The organism is Protofrankia sp. CiP1_Cm_nod4, assembly GCF_982290645.1.
In genome coordinates this window covers 1,837-2,991 of record NZ_CEVIVC010000267.1, presented here as the reverse complement: position 1 = coordinate 2,991, position 1,155 = coordinate 1,837, and the positions used below count along the sequence as shown (strand labels likewise).

1 protein-coding gene is annotated in these 1,155 nt (G+C 70.9%); it reads left to right on the top strand.

The annotated features are described in order from the left end of the window. Positions 1–110: 110 nt before the first annotated feature. Positions 111–1,112 (top strand): dTDP-glucose 4,6-dehydratase, encoded by a 1,002-nt coding sequence (gene rfbB / locus AC5LSR_RS24000; protein ID WP_493465322.1) that lies wholly within the window; start codon positions 111–113, stop codon positions 1,110–1,112. Positions 1,113–1,155 lie beyond the last annotated feature (43 nt).

Genomic DNA, 1,155 nt, shown 5'->3' with positions numbered 1-1,155 from the left:
GGCGGGCGGCGGGCGGTGATGATCGGCGTCATCCGGCCGTGAGAGGCTGGCGTGGATCGGGGCGCCGAGGCCGCCGATCCCGATCTCTTACGAAGGGGGACGTACGACACATGTCGACGCTGCTGGTCACCGGGGCCGCCGGGTTCATCGGGTCGAACTTCGTCCGCTACTGGCGTGAACGGCACCCCCGGGACCAGGTGGTCGCGCTGGACGCGCTGACCTACGCCGGCTGCCGGGACAACCTCGCCGACGTGCTGGCGGAGATCACGTTCGTGCACGGGGACATCCGCGACCGCGAGCTCGTCGAGTCGCTGCTACGGGAGCACACGGTCGACGTGGTGGTCAACTTCGCCGCCGAGTCGCACAACAGCCTGGCGATCATCCGTCCCGGCGACTTCTTCTCCACCAACGTCATCGGCACCCAGACGCTGCTGGAGGCGGCCCGCACGGTCGGCGTGGCGCGCTTCCACCAGATCTCGACCTGCGAGGTCTACGGTGACATGGACCTCGACGACCCCGGCGCGTTCACCGAGGACTCCCCGTATCTGCCGCGGACGCCGTACAACGCGGCCAAGGCCGGCGGCGACCACGCGGTGCGCGCCTACGGCCTGACCTACGACCTGCCGGTGACGATCACGAACTGCTCGAACAACTACGGGCCGTACCAGTTCCCGGAGAAGGTCATCCCGCTGTTCGTCACCCGGGCCCTGCAGGGCGAGAACCTGCCCCTGTACGCGTCGGTGCGCAACCGCCGGGAGTGGCTGCACGTCGCCGACCACTGCCGGGCGATCGAGGCGGTGCTGGAGCGCGGCCGGCTCGGCGAGACCTACCACGTCGGCAGCGGTGTCGAGGCCGACATCGAGACCATCGCCAACACCATCCTCGCCGAGCTGGGCCTGCCGGAGTCGCTGAAGACGATCGTGCCGGACCGCCCGTCCCACGACCGGCGTTACCTGCTCGACTCCACCAGGCTGCGCACCGAGCTCGGCTGGGCGCCCGAGATCGGCTTCGCCGACGGGATGCGGGAAACCGTCGCCTGGTACCGCGACAACGAGGCGTGGTGGCGTCCGCTGATCGGCCGCTCCCCCGTCTCGGAGACCGCCTGGCGCTGACCCGCCCACGGCTCGCCCCGGGCCGGCCGCGGAGGGGCCGGGC

Excerpts from the sequence above, each read along its gene's own strand:
- rfbB (WP_493465322.1), top strand. The coding sequence starts at position 111 with ATGTCGACGCTGCTGGTCACCGGGGCCGCCGGGTTCATCGGGTCGAAC.